19 protein-coding genes are annotated in these 20,840 nt (G+C 31.3%); 1 reads left to right on the forward strand and 18 read right to left on the reverse strand.

Annotation, left to right across the window (positions count from 1 at the left end; all coding sequences use genetic code 11):
• Positions 1-7 precede the first annotated feature (7 nt).
• The 18 genes from Q0822_RS10965 to Q0822_RS11050 all read right to left on the reverse strand — a co-directional run bounded on the left by Q0822_RS10965 (position 8) and on the right by Q0822_RS11050 (position 18,874).
• Complete coding sequence (locus Q0822_RS10965; RefSeq protein WP_299123537.1) at positions 8-583, reverse strand: serine acetyltransferase; 576 nt, start codon at positions 581-583, stop codon at positions 8-10.
• 12 nt (positions 584-595) lie between these two features.
• On the reverse strand, positions 596-1,588 hold the full coding sequence (locus tag Q0822_RS10970) for a glycosyltransferase family 2 protein (protein ID WP_299123538.1): 993 nt from the start codon (positions 1,586-1,588) through the stop codon (positions 596-598).
• 3 nt (positions 1,589-1,591) lie between these two features.
• Positions 1,592-2,980, reverse strand: a complete 1,389-nt coding sequence (locus Q0822_RS10975; RefSeq protein ID WP_299123540.1) for an asparagine synthase-related protein — start codon at positions 2,978-2,980, stop codon at positions 1,592-1,594.
• A gap of 132 nt (positions 2,981-3,112) precedes the next feature.
• On the reverse strand, positions 3,113-3,823 hold the full coding sequence (locus Q0822_RS10980; protein WP_299123542.1) for a class I SAM-dependent methyltransferase: 711 nt from the start codon (positions 3,821-3,823) through the stop codon (positions 3,113-3,115).
• 120 nt (positions 3,824-3,943) lie between these two features.
• Positions 3,944-4,951 carry a glycosyltransferase family 2 protein gene (locus Q0822_RS10985; protein ID WP_299123544.1) on the reverse strand — a complete coding sequence of 336 codons (1,008 nt, stop codon included), beginning with the start codon at positions 4,949-4,951 and terminating at the stop codon, positions 3,944-3,946.
• Positions 4,952-4,981: 30 nt separating this feature from the next.
• Positions 4,982-6,121, reverse strand: coding sequence for a glycosyltransferase (locus Q0822_RS10990; protein ID WP_299123546.1), 1,140 nt, complete (start codon positions 6,119-6,121; stop codon positions 4,982-4,984).
• On the reverse strand, positions 6,118-7,143 hold the full coding sequence (locus Q0822_RS10995; RefSeq protein WP_299123548.1) for a glycosyltransferase family 2 protein: 1,026 nt from the start codon (positions 7,141-7,143) through the stop codon (positions 6,118-6,120). Before Q0822_RS10995 ends, Q0822_RS10990 begins: the two co-directional genes overlap by 4 nt.
• Positions 7,144-7,192: 49 nt before the next feature.
• A complete protein-coding gene (locus Q0822_RS11000; protein WP_299123551.1) occupies positions 7,193-7,897 on the reverse strand; it encodes a DUF1796 family putative cysteine peptidase in 705 nt (234 codons plus the stop codon).
• Positions 7,898-7,946: 49 nt separating this feature from the next.
• Positions 7,947-9,050 (reverse strand): glycosyltransferase, encoded by a 1,104-nt coding sequence (locus tag Q0822_RS11005; RefSeq protein ID WP_299123552.1) that lies wholly within the window; start codon positions 9,048-9,050, stop codon positions 7,947-7,949.
• Between the two features lie 3 nt (positions 9,051-9,053).
• Entirely contained in the window at positions 9,054-9,755 is a 702-nt protein-coding gene (locus Q0822_RS11010; RefSeq protein ID WP_299123554.1) for a class I SAM-dependent methyltransferase, read from the reverse strand.
• On the reverse strand, positions 9,756-10,502 hold the full coding sequence (locus tag Q0822_RS11015; protein ID WP_299123557.1) for a TylF/MycF/NovP-related O-methyltransferase: 747 nt from the start codon (positions 10,500-10,502) through the stop codon (positions 9,756-9,758).
• Positions 10,503-10,506: 4 nt separating this feature from the next.
• Complete coding sequence (locus Q0822_RS11020; RefSeq protein ID WP_299123559.1) at positions 10,507-11,778, reverse strand: polysaccharide ABC transporter ATP-binding protein; 1,272 nt, start codon at positions 11,776-11,778, stop codon at positions 10,507-10,509.
• Between the two features lie 2 nt (positions 11,779-11,780).
• Positions 11,781-12,647 carry an ABC transporter permease gene (locus Q0822_RS11025; RefSeq protein WP_299123561.1) on the reverse strand — a complete coding sequence of 289 codons (867 nt, stop codon included), beginning with the start codon at positions 12,645-12,647 and terminating at the stop codon, positions 11,781-11,783.
• 70 nt (positions 12,648-12,717) lie between these two features.
• On the reverse strand, positions 12,718-13,695 hold the full coding sequence (locus Q0822_RS11030; protein ID WP_299123563.1) for an SDR family oxidoreductase: 978 nt from the start codon (positions 13,693-13,695) through the stop codon (positions 12,718-12,720).
• The gene (locus Q0822_RS11035) at positions 13,695-14,990 is read right to left on the reverse strand and encodes a nucleotide sugar dehydrogenase (RefSeq protein ID WP_299123566.1); all 1,296 of its coding nucleotides are present in this window, start codon (positions 14,988-14,990) and stop codon (positions 13,695-13,697) included. The genes Q0822_RS11030 and Q0822_RS11035 overlap by 1 nt, the downstream gene beginning before the upstream one ends.
• Complete coding sequence (locus Q0822_RS11040) at positions 14,987-15,577, reverse strand: sugar transferase (RefSeq protein WP_299123568.1); 591 nt, start codon at positions 15,575-15,577, stop codon at positions 14,987-14,989. The genes Q0822_RS11035 and Q0822_RS11040 overlap by 4 nt, the downstream gene beginning before the upstream one ends.
• 19 nt (positions 15,578-15,596) lie before the next feature.
• Positions 15,597-18,083 carry a tyrosine-protein kinase gene (locus Q0822_RS11045; RefSeq protein ID WP_299123569.1) on the reverse strand — a complete coding sequence of 829 codons (2,487 nt, stop codon included), beginning with the start codon at positions 18,081-18,083 and terminating at the stop codon, positions 15,597-15,599.
• Positions 18,080-18,874: a polysaccharide biosynthesis/export family protein gene (locus Q0822_RS11050; protein WP_299123571.1), complete on the reverse strand. Its 795-nt coding sequence runs from the start codon at positions 18,872-18,874 to the stop codon at positions 18,080-18,082. Before Q0822_RS11050 ends, Q0822_RS11045 begins: the two co-directional genes overlap by 4 nt.
• Before the next feature lie 102 nt (positions 18,875-18,976).
• Here Q0822_RS11050 and Q0822_RS11055 point away from each other — a divergent pair, with 102 nt between their 5' ends.
• A complete protein-coding gene (locus tag Q0822_RS11055; RefSeq protein WP_299123573.1) occupies positions 18,977-20,839 on the forward strand; it encodes an ABC-F family ATP-binding cassette domain-containing protein in 1,863 nt (620 codons plus the stop codon).
• Position 20,840: the final 1 nt, after the last annotated feature.

Raw genomic sequence — 20,840 nt, forward strand, 5'->3', positions numbered from 1 at the left:
CTTTTCTTTATTTAATCACTTTAGCAGGGTTTCCTGCAATTACACAATTTGATGGAATATCTTTAACAACCACCGAACCAGCTCCAATAACAACATCATTCCCAATAGTAATATCTCCAATTATAACAACATTAGCACCAACTATTACATTGTTACCAATGGTAGGAATTAAAGAATTGTCATTACTTTTATTTCCAATAGTTAAGCCATTTCTAAATTGAAAATTGGACCCAATAGATTTGGCATTAATTACGGTTGCAAAAGGATGATAACACATCATACCTCCTGAAATTTCTGTGCTTCTAAAAATTTTACAAGGAAGCTCATTTGTAAACCATTTTTTCCATCTGTAATTGTTACGTTTAATTCTCCAAAAGAAAATAAATGCAAAATCTGGGTAATAAATCATTAAATGCTGAAATTTCCTTTTTATCGTATCTGGTGCCACTTTGCAACCTCTAACCTTAATAGTTTGATTTATATCCTCTTGAATAACTTTATTATTAGAAACATAATTGATAAACAATCTTCTTATCACTAGTATTTTAATAGCATGCTTAGTAAGAAAGAAAACCTTTTTCATTTTGAAAAACAATTAAAGTATTTTTATATGGTTTTTAATAAAGTACGGTACAAGGTAATAAAGATAGAATTTAAGAATAATTGAAAATGGCAAAAATGTCATAATAAATAAAAAGAATCGTAATAAAACAGGAAATCTAACAGGTTTTATTTCTGTTCTTATTTCTTTTAGCAAATCAGTTCTTTGACCAAAGCTTTTAGTTTTACATAATCTTTTTGCTGTAGTTTTATATAAGTAACCATATAATAACTCTTTATAAAGCAACGGCACTTCATTTTCTATATAAAATGGTAAATGCGAATTTACAAACCTAGTCCAATGCATAGCCACTACATTTTCTTTCTTTTTTGCAATTTCTATAGTTGAAGACGAATGTTTAAAATATAAATAAACATAAGTATCTATAAATGCAACATTAGATGTCATACCTAGTTTAATATCAAAAGCAGTGTCTTCTGTGTTTTTTATACTTTCATTGTATGCCCCTATTTTCGAAAATATATTTCTTCTATATAAAAATGCAGGTGGCCCAACAACATCTTTGAGGTTAGAAAACCAAAATAATCCCCAATAAGGCTTTTCTTTTAGAATAACTTTATCTGTCTCATCATTAGGCTTAATGGTTTCCAAAATTCCTTTATGAGATTTTACCATTTTTCCAAACACTGCATCCACTTCTTCATGCGAGTCTAAAACAAAAATCATTTTGTTCAATGCCTCTGGATAAATTTCATCATCAACATCAAAAATATATACATAATCCCCTTTTGCATTTTCAATACCTAAATTCCTAGCAGGAGCAGCACCTTGTTTTGGTTGCCTAAGCAACCTCACTCTTTCATCTTTTCTAACAATGTCTTCGATATGTTCAGCAGAAGCATCTTTAGAATTATTATCTACATATAGTATTTCATAATCTTCTAATTGTTGATTTAAAATAGAATCATAAGATTTCTCGATAAAATCCGCGCCGTTATAAACAGGAATAATTACAGATAATTTCATATTTTAATTATTGCGGAAGTGTTTATTCCAAAGGGACAACGTTAATAACATACTGACTGGTGGTGAATAATATACTGTATCTACTTCTTTAAATTTGTGATAAAACTTATTTACCACCTCTTTTGGAACAAATTCAAGGAATGAAGAGTCAAAAATATACTTTTGAAATTGCTCGTCATTTTCCGTCCCTAATAATTGTAACTCAAAGTTACGTTGAATATAAGGATTTCCTACCATTGCATTAAATTCTCGCTTCAGTTTATGAATTATTCTATACGGCAAATTAAATGGCGATTTATTATAGTGGTAATTATTCAAATTAAAAGGTTTGTGCTCATGCCATGTAATTTTAGATAATGCTTTGTTCTGTTTCAAATGTGCAATTTGTAATCGCCTATCTGTGAGATATTCTTCAGGTATTGTGCATATAAACTCAAGCATTCGGTCATCATAATATGGTAGGTTGATAGGACGCGCTGCCTCGAAAACACATAAATTAGTTGTTGTCCATCTATGTGCCCATTGTGAAGTCTTAAACGCTCTAACTTTTGCGCTTATATTATCTATTTTTATTTCAGACAATGAGCTTTCTATTCTTGAAGTGAAATAGGTGTCAAATTCCCCATCTAAATGCCAAGCATTCCAAAGTGATTGCGCAAACTCTAATCCTCCAGGTTTCAGCATCTTTTTCTTTAGTAACGGAACTATATCTTTTTCTTCAATAGTATCGGGCGCACCTTTATCGAAAAGAACATCTCCCCAATGACCAAGTGAAAAAACACCTTTCATCTGTTTTAATTCTTCTAAAACAGCCATTTGTCTAGGGTGTGTAAATTCTGAATAACAGCCATTTAAAAGTGCCAAATCATCAATACAATTCCATAAATAACTTTGAGGTATTTTATAAGAATTGAAACTGAAATTGCACACTTTTGCTATTCTCTTACTTATTTTATGTTCTGGGTAACCGCCAGGAAAAGAATAACTGTATGCATTCACAGGATTACCTAAATCCTTAAAAATAAGTGCTTGGCTCCTACTATCTAAACCTCCTGATAATGGCAAAATAACAGGTTCATCACCAACTTGTTCTTTTGTTATGGTTGTTAATAGTTGTATATATTCTTTTAATGCTTGATCAAAAGATATATCTCTAGGTGAATAGTGCCAATGAAACCAAGGTTCGCTTTTTACTAAAAAATCATTTTTATCAAAAAAATGATTATGACTTGGTCTTAAGCAAACTTCGTCTTTAAAATAAGTGTCATCGTCTAGAAAAAAACCTGTCGCAGCAAATATGCAAATGGCTTTATAATTTACCTCATGTACACCTTTCTTTTTAGCAAACTCTTGCTTATAAGGTAGTATAGGTGTTTTAACGGATCGACTCATACTAATGAAGCTAATTCATAAAAATGAATACTCAAAATGTAATTAAATTTTAATATTATTAATATTATTAATATCGAGGCTATTTAATAAAATGATTGTATATAGAACCAACTCTTATATTTACCACAACAATTAGACAACTTTTTTGGCAAGAATACATTGATGTAACCCATATCCGCATTTAGAAAGTATAATTTCACGTAAACCTTTAATGCCTAATCTATTAGTTGCACCTATTATATATCTATTATTTATTATTTTAAAATATCCCATAAGACCAAAATTAAAAATAATTGAATCATAAGAAATAATTTTAAAATTATTTTTAACCAAAGCTTTAAAAGCTCTCGGTATCATAATTTTTTCAATTGGTTGGTGTGACCAACTTCCTCCTTCCAAATGATCAAAAACTTTTTTATTAGGTGTGGTAATTATTAAATATCCTCCTTTTTTTAATACTTGATAACATATTTTTATATAAGCTTCTTGATCCTCAATGTGCTCTATAACCTCTTGGGAAACAACCAAATCATAATGATTTAATTTAAAATCGTACTCCATGGCATTTCCTTGAAAAAAATTAACATGTGGATGCTTTTCTTTCGCAATACGTATAGCCTCTTTAGACAATTCAACACCATCTGTATCGGCAAACTCGCCTAAGAAAGCAGTTAATCTACCATCACCACAGCCAAGATCTAATATTTTGGGGTTCTTAAATTTTCGTTTAACTGTTATAAAATAGCTTAGTATTTTAACAGAACGCATTAATTTAAGGGTATTCAATCTTTTGCGCTTAGCCCAAAGTTTATCGTAATAATCGACTTGTTGATTTATTTCCAAAATAATTAGTATGTTTTTATATTCTTCTAATTCGAAAAGTTTAATAACCGTTACAATATAGGAAGAATCTATTCTATAGTTTAATTGATTTTTTATACTAAACTAATTATAGTCTGTCTTTTATATTGCATTGTTCAATAAACTTTTAAATCTATCTCTTACCATATAAGGCTTTCCGTTATGAATAATAATGTTATAAAAAAAGAGGATAGCTTTAATTCTAATATAGCTTTTTCTATTTATAAATTGAACGTCTAACATTTTAGTAATTAATCTTAAAAGTGGTTTTTTATACCCAAAATCTAAACTTAGAAAAAAGAAACTTTTAAGGAAACTAAATACATCCTGTCTAATACGAGGCAATTTGTTAAATTCATTTAAGTAGTAATCTAAAAGCAAGATTTTATCTCCGTAAATCTTACCATTATTTTTATTTTTTTTAGTCGTGTTGTTTTCGTGTAACCTCATGTTGTTGAGGGGTTGTGAAAAATAAAATAAATCAAAATTTAAGGCAATACCAACGTATGTAAAAATATCTCCAGTATTCTTGAATTCTTTTAAAAGTTGAAAATTTATAGATTCTAGAGCCTTTTTTCTAAATAGAACACTGCTTGCATTTACAATTATTAAATGAGTTAAAAGATATTTTGCAAAATTAGATTTAGAAATAACTACATCATTATTTGCGGTAGATGCAAGTATCTTTTTATTCTTTGAAACTAAACCTAAGCTCATACCCTTTTCGTCTATTTTGTTAGAATCTGTAAACACTAACCCAAGTTTTGTATTAGTATTTAATACATTCACAGTTGTTTCTAAAAATGAATTTTCTGCAAAATCATCGCTTTCAGCAATCCAAACAAAATCGCCTTTTGCAAATTGTACCCCTTTAACCCATTGCTTAAAAACTGAGCCAGAATTATTATTATTAAACTCAACATGCGAAACTTTAGGATGATTCACATATTCTTTAATTAGTTCTTGGCTACCATCACTTGAGGCATCGTCTAAAATAATAATTTCAAAGTCTTGATAGGTTTGATTGAGAATAGATATTATTCGTTGTTCCAAAAACCTTTTATGGTTGTAATTAGGTATTATTATCGAAACTTTTATCGAGTCACTCATATTAGTATTGGGTAATGGATGGAGCTAATTTTAATTAAATGGTGCATCAATTAAACCTTTTATTATTTTATACAATTTTGCACCTTGTTTTTCTGGAGTAAACTCTAAAAATATCTGTTTAATTTTCATTCCATCATTATGCCGTAAATCTTTATCATTAAAATACTGTACTACCATTTCACTCATTTTTGCAATATCTAAGTATGGAATCACTGCATTCTCTACAGGCATTAGAACCTCTTGAGTACCTGTTGCATCCTTAAAGCATATAATAGGTTTTCCCATCATTCCAACCTCTACACATACCAAAGGAAAAGGATCTTCTTTTGACGTCATTAAAAAAATATCAAAATTAGAAAAATAGTCATGTGGATTATCCTTAGCACCAACAAACTTCAATTTATCTCTTAGTCCTAACCTTTCAATATCCTGATTGTAAATAAATTGATTCAATTTTGAAATCTTACCAACCCACTGAAATTTTATAGGCAAATCAGGAAATTTATTAAACACATATTGTGCAACTAATACAAAAAAGTCTGGTCCTTTACGCCAACCCACTACACCAGAGCCACCAACTATAAACTGTTTATCTACTTTCTTATTTAAATCGTCTACCTTGGAATGCGCATATACTATTTTAATTTTATTGTCATTAAATCCCCAATTAGTAATTAAATTCTGCTTAACTTTATTAGAAACGGCTATCGTAAAATCTATACTTGGTTCATAAGCGTTAAGTTCAGAACAATATTGGTTGATAGTTAAATTCAATTCGTGTATATGTACTAACAACTTAGCTTTAGTACCACTATTTTTTTTAATGAAATGAGCTGCAGGAATACTAATTATACTATTTGCGTAAATTAAATCATAATTATTTTTCGCAATAGATTTTAATGCATTTTGAGGATATAATAATCTCCCCTTTACTGATCCCTTCTGTTTACTTTTTATGTAACGATCAATTTTATTTAAAACAAAATCCTTTTTCAGTTTGTAATAATGCTTTTCACTTACTTCAGAAAACGCTTCTAACAAACTACCATTTTGTAGACTTAAAACATCAAAACTTAAATCTTTATTTTGCTTCAGCCACTTTAAAAAATGTAATAAAACAATTGGTGCTCCAGTTTTTGCTGCAGAATGGTTAATAAATAAGATTTTCATAAATCATTAATAGTAAATTTTAAATAATTGCTCTTTAGCTTAACAAAATCCTGCTGTTTTATATAGCTCTTATTTAAAACCTTTGTTTTTAGTGTATTGCTTTTTGCTAATAACTCAATAATATAACATTTCAAAAATAAAAAACGATTCGCTCCTTTAAAAAAAGGCATTTTTAATAATGATTTTAAAGGAAAAAATAAAAATCCTTTCTTTATAGGAAAGGTGATAAGCATTTTACATAGTAATTTTTCATAGTCCACTTTAACCATTTCAAAGACGTCTTTATTCTTTTTCAATAACTCATCAAGTGATAAAAAGGAATTAAAAACAGACCTCATATAGGTCTGAGATTTTACAGTTTCCCCAATACTATCATGACGCGAAATCCTAAAATAATTATCTGGCTTATTAATAATGTAATGCAACTTAGGCTTAAAAAAAAGACTTCTACAATGAATCTCCCAATCTTGCCAAGCACTTAACCTTTCATTCCATCCACCAATTTTGTTAAAGAAATGCGCGTTCCAAGTGACACCACTTGTATGCCAAGGCATATCCATATTAATATAGCGATTAATCAATTCTATATGACTATCTGTAGAGTTAACTTTATTCCAAATTTTATTTGAATCACCTATTTCCCTTTTAAATGTACCTGTAATACTTATCTGCATATCAAATACTGCATTAGGATTCATTCGATCCAACAACGTGCTTTTAGTTAACAAGTCATCTGAATCTAAAAAAATTAACCAATCACCTTTGCTTTTTTTAGCACCATAATTTCTTGCGCCATTACCACCAGAAGCATAAGTATTTGGCCGATCATAGTATTTAAAACGGCTGTCCTTTTTTATATAAGCATCAACCTTTGGCTTCGTATCGTCAATAGAGCCATCATCTACAATTAAACATTCCCAATTAGTGTAAGTTTGAGATTTTACACTATTGAGTGTTTCTTCAATGAGGTGAGACCGATTGAATGTGGGTATGATAATGGATATTAATTCTGATTCTGACATAATTGATTATTTTCTTTCCTTGTATTATTTAAACAACTTGTTTCATAAATCATTTTATCTCTTTTATCATTTGTTTTAATAAGTCATCGTCTTTTCTCGCCCAAAATAAATCATGGTCATCACCTGCCCAATTTTCTAAAGTATTTAAAACATAGCCCCTTATATGTCTAGAGTCATAGATCTTCATCAGACTTCTTTCTTTTTTATTTGAAATAATGTTTTGGGTAAAAAATACAAATTCACATTTTATTCCTTTTTGCTGATAGAAGCTTAGAAATTCGGCGGCTTTGCTGATTATTAACTTCAAATTAATATTATCATTATTTCGATAATGATATACAAACTTTAATTTGTTGCCTTTATTAAGAGATTGCATTCTCAAAATTTTTCTTTCGTAGCTTGTTCTTGCCAATTCATTCTCAATGACATCATGATGCGTAAATTCAAAACCATTCTGATGTATTTCGTTATATATATTTTCAGATTCTGAATAATATTTATTTCTAACTACTTTGGTTTCACCGACAAAATCATAGTATAGATATTCTGATTTCAAAAGATTTTTATAATTATCTCTTTCCAACTTTATGGCATAATCTAAGTTACTTCTACCATGAGAATAAGGCGTGCTAAAACTTTTTACATTGTGCCTATCTAAAACATTATCCGTCAAACAATTCTCACCAATAGAGATGTAGTATGTACTAGATAATTTCTTTTTAATATTGAAATATTCTTTTAATAATTTTTTCAATATTTTTTTAGATATAGTAATCATATAAAATTAAACTCTAAGACAGATTTTAAGTATTAATTGAATTTTCAAGTACATTCTGTAATACCTCAATGTGCCTCTTTATACTAAAAGATTTTATAATATGTTTATTTCCTTCACTTCCCAAACGTTGAGCAAAATCATTGTCTTGTAAAAGTTTTAGCATATTCTGCGCCATAGCCGCAACATCGTGTTCGTCACTTAACAATCCTGTTTTCCCATCCATTATAACATCAGGAATACCTGCATGTCTTGTAGAGATAACTGGTAAACCTGCAACGCTAGCCTCTAAAATAGCTAAAGGTGTACCTTCCATGTCACCATTTGCTGAAGTAATAGAATGCTGCACAAAAGCCAGTGATTCTCTTAAAAACGCTCTATATTCATCAGGTGTAATTACTCCTAAAAACTTTACCTGATTTTCAAGCCCATATTGTTTAGCTAAGTTCTGACACACATTTAATAAAGCTCCATCACCAGCCAAAAGCAAACGCGCATCTCTATATTTGACAGCAACCTCTTTAAAAGCCATAATTGTATAGTATGGTGCTTTTTTATCGGTAAAGCGACCAATCCCTATAAATTGTTTTTTAGAGAAGGTAGGTCTAACAGTTTCAAATTCAGGTTGAGGTCCATACACATTGTAAACAAGTTTATCTTTAGGACAACCTAAACTTAATAACATCTGCTCCATTTTTAAGGAAACAGCAATAATTTTTTCGGCTAAATTGAAGACAGCCTTATAATTATTACATTTTTTTACCGTCTTATAAGCACTAGCATCATAACCATGAAAATGAACTACCACAGGTAAGTTGCTATCTTTTAAAAGTGATATTAAATTGTAAGCATGATTACCATACTCAACTAATATCACATCGATAGCATTCTTTTTTAGTGATGTAAGAATTGATTGTTCGTTAATATAATACGATTCGTACTTATTTATTTTTTGAACTATTCGAAATCGGAATAATTTTGTTTTAGAAACCAAATTCTCCCGCCCTTCTAATTTAATTCTTCCTGCAGGTCCGAAATAATAAAATACTTGATCTTTAAGGTAATTTTTATGAGCCTGTATAAAGGTCTCAGAATATGGGTTTTGACTAGGTGAGAAAATGGCAATATTCATAATCTATTTTCTAACATGTCCGTATAAACCTGTAATCATTTGTCCTTCAATAAATTTAACGGTTTCTGGATTATCTAATTTAATTAAATATTTAATCATAGGCTTTAAAAAATAAGACAAAATCTTTCGTTTATTAGATGATAGAGGACTACGTCTAACCCATAGACCCATCATTTGTGCCATCGACGCATGCCAACCTCCGGTCGCTATTATACTAACATTTAAAAAACCACACTTATTTAGATGGCGTTCTAATGAAAATGGTGTATACCGATACTCATCGTTTGGCACTTCGTGTAAATTCCATAAAAATGGTACTGTAAAAAAGAAAATACCTCCTGGTTTTAAAATGCGATAAACTTCACTCAAAACCACTTCTGGTTCCGCACAATGCTCTAACACTTCAGTCCCAAAAGCACAATCAAAGCTCTCATCATCAAATGGCATCGTAACACCATCCCAAGTGCAGTCTGGCTTAACCTTTTTATCATATATTAAAGCAGTTTCAATATCGAGGCCTACATACTTTGAAATCTTTGAATTCTCTAAAATATAATCTCTGTAAGGCATTTTCCCACAACCAATATCCAACATAGTGCCATTGAAATCGCCTAGATATTTTGAAAGTCCAACAAGAATTGACTTTCGAATATAATACGTATCCAGATTTTTTAAACTTAGTTTAATATTGACAAAATCTTTCATTTACAATTTAATTCCAATCCGACCTGTATAATCTATTCTATTGAGTAATAATTTTACGTTATTATCATTGATGTATTCATCAATAGCTTTTCTACATCCTTTCCAATGTCCGTAATCATCGATAATTATCACGCCACCAGCAACTAACCTTGGAAATAAGTGTATCATTTCGTGCATCGTAGATTCATACCAATCTGTATCTAATCTTAATATTGCTATTTTTTCTGGTATAATATTTGGAATCGTATCTTCAACCTTTCCTTGAATAAATTTTATTTTATTTTTAGGATAGTCAATACTATAGATATTATTTTTAACTTCATCTAAGGTAGAAAAACATTCTATCCTTTTCCAGTATTCATCTTTATTTATATATGCTTTCTTAGCCGACTCATCCTTGTATGATTTATCTTGATCAGTTGGTTCACTCATCCCCTCAAAGGTATCATATAGGTAAACGTCTCTGTTTTTTTCTTTTAAAGCTAATAGCGCTGCCATAATACTTCCTCCCTTCCAAACTCCGCATTCAATTATACTACCTCCTATATTATTTAGTTCAATATAATTAACAGCTCTAATCAAACTAACAACTCGTTCTGCAGAAGTCATCGTAAACCCTTTAACCTTACCAATGATATCTAACTCATCTCTAGTAAAATCAGTATAATTATTCTCGTTTTTTATTTGATATTCTGTAAAAAACTTTTTGAAAATTTTATCTTTTATTTCTTTCTTAACCTTTTTCAATCTTTTAGATTTTTGATGATTGCCATTTCACTTCCTCTATGTACTTACAAGTATTCTTTTGCCAATGATATTCTGATCTTACCGTTTTCATCATTACTATACTAAAATAACACACTGAATCCAAAAAATCATACTTTTCTTTAGTCCGAGAGTTAGACAGATGTACTACTAATGAATAATAGCCCATATATAATTTAGGTTTTGGATAACTGCCTATAAAATGATAAGTACCTTTATTTCGTTTAATTTGTTTATCAGCATCAAAAATCCAAGAATGTGTTATTGGCACACTAAATTCATCCACAATTTGAAATGATAAAGCTAAATTCTCAACGTCAAATGGTAAATAAATTTTAAATTGAAATTGAATTTCTTTTCCAAATTCATGAATGTTATTCGGTAAGCTTGTGTTTACTTTAACTTCTGTAATTTTTGGAATACCATCTGCATAGTTGCCTTCATATTGGTATATCATTCTTTTGTTTTCCCCCTTCAAATATTCTTTTATCCCTTCATTTGTATCTCCGTCATAATTCACTATACCATTTTGCAAAACGATAACTCTGTTTGTTAAAACTGAAATAGCATTCATATCATGACTTACAAAGATTACAGTTCTCCCCTCACCCTTACTAATATCCTGCATTTTCCCAATAGCCTTTTTCTGAAACTCAGCATCACCTACAGCAAGCACCTCATCGATAACCAAAATATCGGGCTCTAAAAATGCAGCTACTGCAAAAGCCAAACGTACGCGCATCCCAGAGCTATAACGCTTTACTGGTGTGTCTACATAACGTTCACACCCGGAAAATTCTATAATCTCTTGTTCTTTAGCTCTTATTTCGGCTTTGGTCATACCTAATATAGCACCATTTAGGTAAATATTCTCTCGTCCTGTTAGTTCTGGATGAAATCCTGTACCTACTTCCAATAAAGACGCAATACGTCCTTTTGTTTTTATTTCGCCTGTAGTTGGACTAGTGACTCGAGAAAGTATCTTTAAAAGGGTTGATTTTCCCGCACCATTTTTACCTATAATTCCTAATACTTCTCCTTGTTGTACTTCAAAATTAATGTCTTTTAAAGCCCATACGTAATCACTATCGCTTTTGGTGCTTCTATCATTTACAGCTCCTACTTTTAAGTAAGGGTCTTCCTTACCACGAATATTGGCCCACCAACGATTAAGATCATGACTTATGGTACCTGTACCAACAAGACCTAATCGGTATTGTTTGCTAATATTTTCAGCCTTTAGTATAATATTAGACATAACTATACAGTATCAATGAATGTTTTTTCTGTCCTGTTAAATATAATTAAACCAATTAAGAATAATGCAATACTCACAAAAAGCGTATAAAGAAACCTACCTAGATTAAAATCACCTGTATTAAGTAACATATATCTAAACCCTTCAATAATTTGGGTTAATGGATTATACTCAACAAATTTTGCCACTAATGGGGGAAATTTAGCATTAGCTTCAGACATAGGGTAAGGCACAGCAGAAACATACATTAAAAGCTGAACTGCAAAAGATAACAATACGGTTAAATCTCTATACTTCGTAGTTAGAGACGATAAAATCATACCTAATCCTAAACCAAGCATTCCCATTATAAGTACATAAACTGGAAATAAAGCTAAATTTTTATTGAAGCTAAACTCATACCCTAAAAACTTAAAATAACAATAAAATCCAATAAATATCAGCAATTGAATACCAAACTTAAGCAAGTTTGATACTGTAACGGACATGGGCAAGATTACTCGAGGAAAATATACCTTTCCAAAGATATTCTGATTTTTAGTAAATGTATTCGATGTATTTGTTAGACAATCTTTGAAATAATTCCAAGCAGTAATACCAGCAAGATTAAATAGAAATGGGGGAATCCCACCTGTTTTAATACTACCTAGGTTATTAAATACTAATGTGAAAATTAAAGCCGTAAATAATGGCTGAATTAAGTACCATAATGGTCCTAGCACAGTTTGCTTATATAAAGTAACTATGTCTCGTTTTACAAATAAAAACAACAAGTCCTTATAACGCCAAATCTCTTTAAAGTTGAAGTCGATGAGCTTTCTCTTACTAGAGATTGTATATAGCCACTCATCTTCTTTTTTAGCACTCAAATTAATTAAATTTTAAAGACGTGCTAATATACCAAGTAATTGGCAATTCGACTAAAAAAAAAGTGCTGTATTAATTAAAACTATCCCAAGTAATTTTTAAACCTTCTCGCACTGTATATTGTGGCTTATAGTCTAAAAGTTTTTCAGCTTTAGAAATATCTGCTAAGGAATCTCTTACATCACCTTGTCTATTAGGTCCGTAAATAGCTTTCAAATCAGAGTCAGCTGCAATTCGTAATGATTCCCAAAGATAGTTGATGGTAATACGCTCTCCACAAGCCACATTAAAAACTTCATTTTTTGCATCTTTAGATGCAAAAAATCCTTTTACATTAGCTTGCACTACATTATCAATAAATGTAAAATCTCGAGTCTGTTCACCATCTCCATTAATCTTAGAAGGCTCATTATCCTTAAGCGCTTGCATAAATAATGGGATTACTGCAGCATAAGCACCACTTGGACTTTGTTTTGGTCCAAATACGTTAAAATATCTTAAACCAATAACATCAGTTTTGTAAGTTGTACCAAAAACATCAGCGTACAATTCGTTTACATATTTAGTAACCGCATAAGGCGACAATGGTTTACCAATAGTATCTTCAACTTTTGGCAATGCCTTACTATCTCCATAAGTTGAGCTAGAGGCTGCATAAACCATACGTTTTACTGTAGGGCTATCCTTTAAAGCTATCATCATATTTAAAAATCCAGTAATATTGACTTCGTTAGTCGTTGCTGGATCATTGATAGAACGAGGTACAGAACCTAAAGCTGCTTGATGAGAGACGTAATCAATCCCTTCCATAGCTTTTTTACAAGTTTCTAAGTCTCTGATATCACCTTCTATTAACTCAAAGGCTGGGTTATTATTAAACTCTGTGAGGTTCTCGCGATGACCATTAGAAAAGTTGTCTAAAACTCTTACTTTTTTAGCATTATACTTTAATAAGTATTCAGTAAGGTTGGAGCCAATGAAACCTCCACCTCCTGTAATTAAAAAACTTAGCTTGGATAGGTCTGTAGTGTGATGTGGATTTGAGTACATTATAATCTTGCGTCTACGGTGTCTATAGGAAGTAATGACTTTACATCAAAAACAACACCCGTTTGTGATTTTAATTTTGTGATATCTAATTTTAAGAATTCGTTATGAGAAACTGCCAAAATAACCGCATCATAATCTGAACTTAAATCTCCAAAATCACTGATTAAGTCTAGTTTGTACTCGTGCTTTACTTCTTCTTTTGAAGCCCAAGGATCATAAACATCTACATTAACGTGATACGTTTCCAATTCTTCAATAATATCAATAACTCTAGAATTTCTAATATCAGGACAATTTTCTTTAAAAGTAATACCTAATACTAATGCGCTTGAGCCCTTTATAGTCGCTCCTTTATTAATCATCATTTTAACAGTCTCAGTAGCAACATAACTACCCATACTATCATTCATTTTACGACCTGCTAAAATAATTTCAGGATTATAACCAGATTCTATAGCTTTTTGTGCTAAATAATATGGATCAACACCAATACAATGCCCACCAACTAAACCAGGAGAAAATTTCAAGAAGTTCCATTTTGTGCCTGCAGCTTCTAGTACAGCTTTAGTATCTATATCTAATAATCTAAATATTTTAGATAGTTCATTAACAAAAGCAATATTGATATCGCGTTGCGAATTTTCAATAACTTTTGCAGCTTCAGCAACTTTTATCGAAGGTGCTAAATGTGTACCAGCCGTAATAACTTTTAAATATAAATCATTTACTTTTTTAGCAATTTCTGGTGTAGAACCAGATGTAACTTTTAATATCTTAGTAACTGTATGGTGCTTATCACCTGGATTGATTCGTTCCGGTGAATAACCTGCAAAAAAGTCTTTATTATATGTCATGCCAGATGTTTCTGCCAAAATAGGCACACATATATCTTCTGTTGCCCCAGGATAAACAGTTGATTCGTATATAACAATATCATTTTTAGACATTGCTCTACCTACAGTTTCACTCGCTTTAATTAATGGAGTGAACACAGGCTTGTTTAAAGCATCTGTTGGTGTTGGCACCGTAATAATATAAACGTTAGTCGTCGCTAACGCTTCTGAGTTGTCAGTAATATAAAGTCCTCTACTGGCATTTAAGTCTGTAGTTAATACAGATTTCAAATTGTTGTTATCAACTTCTAATGTCTTATCTATACCATTGTTTAACTCGTTGATTCGCTGCTTATTAATATCGAAACCAACTACAAAGAATTGTTTTGCAAATTCTACGGCAAGGGGCAAACCGACATAACCTAATCCTATGATTGCAATTTTGTCTTCTGAATGTGTCATTTGTTTAAAGTAGATTTTAAAATGAGTGTCAAATCTAAGTAAAAACTGTAATTCTGAACATACTTTTTATTTATTTTCACTTTATCTACCCAAATAATCGTTCTGTTGTAGTGTTCTGGGTCTTTTTGTCGTTCTAATACACGTTCTTCGTTTCTATATTTAATAGTTGCTGGTCCAGTAATACCTGGTTTAACAATTAAAATAATACGATCGTCACCAACTAATTCGTCAGCAAAACCTTGTAAATCAGGCCTTGGACCAACAAAACTCATATCACCAATAAGTACATTGTATAATTGCGGCAGCTCATTGAGTTTGGTGCGCCTTAAGTACTTACCAAGAGAGGTAGCACTTTTTTCTAAATGACCCAATTGGTGTACACCTTCTCTGAGAGTTCTAATTTTATATATTTTAAATAATTTCCCATGCTGACCAACGCGCAATTGAGAAAAGACGCCATAAGTACCTGTATCAATAGTAGTTATAATGATTAAAACAATAATTGGAACAATCAATAGAGGTAAGAGTAAAATAACTAATATAAAATCAAAAAATCGCTTAAATCTAAGTTGAGTTTTAGTTATCACATTTTAGAGTTAAAGCTTGTTATATTCTTCTTAAGAAAATTTTAATTCTTTCTAACAGCGTATAATTATCTCTTTCGTGATAAGCATTGCCATAGACACCATAACCATAGCCATAACCATAGCCATAACCATAGCCATAGCCATAATTATGATTGTTCTTATGTCGATAGAAATTAAGTACAAAACTTATGTTTTTGAGTTCACCAGTTCTATGTTTAGCATTAACCAACTGAAGCATACCCTTTTTGGTGTAATCCAATCTTACCATAAATATCGTGGCATCGGCATATTGCACTAACTCCAAGGCATCCGTAACTAAGCCTAATGGTGGAGTATCTAATATAATGATGTCGTACTCTTGTTTGAGCTTGGCAATTAGTTCTCTTAACTTTTCACCCATTAAAAGCTCCGAAGGATTTGGAGGAATCGGACCAGATGGAATGACATCCAAATTCTCGATATGTGTATGTGTTGTAATTTCATCAATGGTACTTTCATCTATAAGATAATTGACCATACCTTTTTCATTAGTAATACCAAAATCATCAAAGATTTTTGGTTTTCGTAAATCTAGTCCTAATAAAATGGTCTTTTTCCCTGAGAGCGCATAAACAGTTGCTATATTAATAGAGGTGAACGTTTTCCCCTCACCACTAACAGATGAGGTTACCATTAAAGTATCAGCCCTAACATCTTTATTTTTGTTTTTAAAAATAAATTGCAAACTCGATCTAATTGCCCTGAAGGACTCTGCAACGGCAGATTTTGGCTTCTCATAAGACACCAAATTATTTTTATAATTGTATTTACCCACTAATCCTAAAATCGGAATGTTAGATAATTGCTCTATCTCATCTGAACCATGAAGGGTGTTATCTAACAGATATAAAATAAAAATTAAGAATAATGGCACAAAGAACCCAAGCATCACAGCCATCATATAATTCAAAGATTTATTGGGTCCTATTGGCCCATTGCCTATATCCTTAGCCTCATCAATTACCGTAATATCTGAGATATTAGCAGCTTTAACAATGGCGGCTTCACTTCGTTTTAACATGTAAACATCATAGGCCTCCTGACTAATATCCAACTTCCTCTGAATTTTAAAATATTGTTGCTGATCTTCAGGCAAACCAGACAACTTTGTTTCTAATTGCGCAACACTACGATTGATATTAGAAAGCTGTATTCTCGTAATTTTTTTAGTAGCATCAATCGTTTCTAGAAGCACATTCTTTTCTGATTCGATTCTTCTATCTATATCCTTAAATAAACCTGACCCTTCTTTTGTTGTATATTCTAAATTCTGTCTTTCGGTTGCTAATGCTATAATTTTAGAAATACTATTTACTATATTAAGTTCTGTAATTCCGAAAGCGGTTGGAGCAGTAATCTCAGTATAATTAGTTTTTGTATTTAAATAATTTTCTAGATTCTCTAAATAATTTAATTTTTGTTCTTCAGCTTGCTTATTTAATGCGTATTCTCTTAGTTGATTCGACGTCTGTGCTATTTCTTCCGTAACATCAAAAACCTTGTTTTTACGTCTAAACTCGTTCATTTCCTTAGTGAAATCCTCCAGATTATTGTTTACTCCAGCTAAACTACTATCAATGAACTTTATCGTTTTTGTAGCGTATAAATTCTTTCGTTCTAATTCTGTCTTACTTAAAATTTCCGTTGTTGCATTAAGGTAATCGACAATTTTCGCTTTATTGTTCCCTGCTAATTCTAATGTTAAAACAGGGGAGTTAGCCGAATAAGGCGAAATCATTATTCCAGACTTATATCTATTAACAACACCATCAAAATTTAAGAATTTTATAAAATACTCTTTTCCTGAAATTATTTGCGATGGACTAACTGTAGTTATCTTACCATTTAAAAATGGTAATTCTATTAGCTGGCCCACTTTATATTTTTTTGAAAAGGGTCCAACAGGCAAAGCAACACGTTTAAACGACTTATTTCCATAAACTTGCCCTAGTCTTTTTGCTCCTTCGAATTCTGTAAATACCTCAAATTCGTTTGCATTAATAAACCGAATACCAATTGGAGATCCAAGAACTTGTGGAGCTTCTTTGTTGATTTCAAATCGAAACGGAGCATTCATATAAATATCTTCCTTCCTATACTTAGCCTCAACCAAATATTCCATGTAATATTGTAAGGAATCTACGACCTTTTCATTGTGGCTTCTCGTTTTTATAGCAGTAATAATAGTGCTCATTTTACCAGAGACTCCTCCCCAATTAAATGAAATACTCGTGTTAGCCGTAAAAAATGGATTTTGGTCGTTTTCTATAGATATTAGGGAACCTAACTTATAAACATTCTGCTTTCTTACATTTATAAAATAAGCGACAATTATAGCTGTACCAATGCACAGCATCATAAATTTCCAGAGGTTTAATACTTTAAAAAAGTAACCTCTAAAGTCGAAGGCCATTCTGCCCGATTCCCCTTGATCAAAATCGTTGTGATTATAGTCCCCTTTATTCATAGCCTCGTAAACAATAATACAGATGTGGTTACAAGAGATAAAATTGTAGCAATTGTTCCTATAGTTTGAACCGCCGTCTCACCCGTACCTATGGACTTTTGTCTTAGTGGTTCAACATAAATAATATCATTTGGTTGAATATAATAGTAAGGAGATTTCATCACATTTATATCTGTTAAATCTATAGAATGTATTTCTTGACCATGCGGAAATTGACGAATAATCTTAACTGCTTTTTTGTTTCCAGTTACCGGGATTTCGCCGACGTTGGCTATAGCTTCAAATATGTTAACTCTATCCTGAAAAAGAACATTTGTACCAGGAGATCCAACTTCTCCATTAGCTGTATATTTTAATCCAGCCAATTTCACAGTAACAAAAATATTTGCTGTTTGTTTAAATTGATCTTCAAGAAGCATTTCTTTAATGAGACCTTCAATCTCTTCATAAGTATAACCTAGAACGTTAATTTCACCTAATTCAGGAATTCTTATATTTCCATGAAGGTTCACAGTAAATCCGTCAAAATAGGCACGTTCTTGACTTGATGCATTAAGAGTTCCTTCGCCAACCGGATTAAAAATGGTGACATTTTCTTGATCAAGTACTTTTATGCGTATCGTCAATATATCATTAATTTGAACTCGATATGGCTTTGGTGTTTCTGTTAAAACCATTGTCGAATCCACAGCCGTGTTTTTGTTTTGCAGATATATAGTGTCTTTATATGGTATACAAGAAGAGACAATTACAGTACTCAATAAAATTACTAAAAGCTTGATGCGCTTCATATGTGCAATGGATCTTTACAGACAAATATAAGGCATCAATAGGAATAACAAAACTATTGCTATTATTTTTGGTTTATTTCCGTTCTTTGTAAAAATTTTAGTTTGAATTACCTCAATGTAGAAAATATATCTAAGTCTTATGGAGAGCTAGTGCTTTTTAAAGGTTTATCCTTTAGTATTCATAAAGATCAAAAGATTGCTTTTGTTGCTAAAAATGGAAGTGGAAAGACCTCTATACTTAATATTTTGTCAGGAAAAGATTCACCAGACGAAGGACAAATTGTAGTCAGGAAAGGACTGCGACTAGCCTTTTTAGATCAAGAGCCAAATTTGGATGCAAACCTTACAATAGAAAAAATTATTTTCGCATCAGATATCCCTATTTTAAAAACTATTGAAGCTTATGAAAACGCTTTAAAAAATCCTGAGGATACTGAAGCTTACCAAGAAGCTTTTGAAGCCATGGACAGGGATAATGCATGGGAATTTGAAACGCAATACCAACAAACTTTATCTCAACTAAAATTAGATGACCTTACAATGAAAGTGAGTACACTTTCTGGTGGGCAAAAAAAGCGTTTAGCTCTAGCCAAAGCCCTATTAAGTAAACCTGATATTTTGATTTTAGATGAGCCTACCAATCATCTCGATTTAGAAATGATTGAATGGCTTGAAGAGTATTTTGCTAAGACACAACAAACACTTTTTATGGTAACACACGATCGCTATTTTTTAGAACGTGTGTGCAATGAGATTATAGAATTAGACCAAGGGCAACTATATACTTATAAAGGCAATTATTCTTACTACTTAGAGAAAAAAGAAGCACGAATAGAAAATGAAACTACTGAAGTAGGAAAAGCCAAACAACTTTATAAAAAAGAACTCGACTGGATGCGGCGTCAACCCAAAGCGCGTACGACTAAATCTAAAAGTAGGATTGATGATTTCTCTGAGATAAAATCTAAGGCACACAAACGTCGTAACGATCATCAAATTCAATTGGAGATTAATATGGAGCGCTTAGGAAGCAAGATTATTGAGTTTCATAATGTTTCTAAATCATTTAAAGACAAAACCATTTTAGATGGCTTTGATTATACTTTCAAAAAAGGAGAACGCATCGGTGTTATCGGCAAAAACGGAACAGGGAAATCTACTTTTCTAAACTTATTAACCCAAAATATTCAACCAGATGGTGGTAAAGTCGTCATTGGAGAAACTGTAAAAATAGGTTATTACACACAAGGTGGAATTAAAGCAAAACCGAATCAAAAAGTAATTGATGTTATCAAAGAGTTTGGTGATTATATTCCATTGGCAAAAGGCAGACAAATCAGCGCGCAACAATTATTAGAACGCTTTCTATTTGATCGCAAAAAACAATGGGATTTTGTAGAAAAATTAAGTGGAGGCGAACAAAAGCGACTCTATCTATGCACTGTTTTAATTCAGAACCCTAATGTATTAATCCTAGATGAACCAACTAACGATTTGGACATTGTGACCTTAAACGTATTAGAAGATTTCTTAATGGATTTCCCTGGAGTACTCCTTGTAGTATCTCACGACCGCTATTTTATGGATAAAATTGTTGACCATATGTTTGTGTTTAGAGGAGATGGAGTCGTTGATGATTTTCCTGGAAACTATTCAGATTTTAGAGCTTATGATAGCAGTCAGCCTAAGCAAATCGAAGAATCAAAAAAAACAGACAATACTAAGACTATAAAACAAAACGAAGCTAATAAGCTAGATTATAACGAGCAAAAAGAATACAAAAATTTAGAATCCAAAATACGGTCTTTAGAACTTGATAAAACAGCTCTAGAAACTAAATTTAATGATCCAGATTTATCACAAGACAAAATTAAAGAACTATCAAACCAACTTCAGAAAATCATTGATACAATTGAAGAAAAAGAAATACGATGGTTTGAACTGTCTGAAAAAATAGAAGGGTAGA

The organism is uncultured Winogradskyella sp. (assembly GCF_947496485.1).
In the GTDB taxonomy this organism is placed as follows: domain Bacteria; phylum Bacteroidota; class Bacteroidia; order Flavobacteriales; family Flavobacteriaceae; genus Winogradskyella.